Source organism: Bacillus sp. BML-BC051, from assembly GCF_019656175.1.
Classification (GTDB): Bacteria; Bacillota; Bacilli; order Bacillales; family Bacillaceae_G; genus Bacillus_A; species Bacillus_A mobilis.
In genome coordinates this window covers 1-275 of the sequence record NZ_BPLI01000169.1, presented here as the reverse complement: position 1 = coordinate 275, position 275 = coordinate 1, and the positions used below count along the sequence as shown (strand labels likewise).

Genomic DNA, 275 nt, shown 5'->3' with positions numbered 1-275 from the left:
TCTTTTATTTGTGGTTTCAATTCATCAGATCGTGTCTTCAGTTAATTTATTTTTTTATAATACGCTTCAGTTCGCCTATTTCTTTGTTCTTTTTTCATTTTGACAGATTCCTCTATGCTAAATGTTTTAGGTTCTTCTATTTGGTCATTTTCATGAGCATTTGGTTCATCATCATACAACATAAAAGTACATCCCAATAAAGGAACAAACAGTTTTTTATAACTGTTGTTTCCCAATCCTACCATATGAACGCCTCCACCACTAATAGTGTATGT

General features: G+C 31.6%; 1 pseudogene. It reads right to left on the bottom strand.

The window, feature by feature from the left end:
- Positions 1-41: 41 nt before the first annotated feature.
- A pseudogene (locus tag K5S59_RS29800) lies at positions 42-275 on the bottom strand (hypothetical protein); the annotation flags it as partial.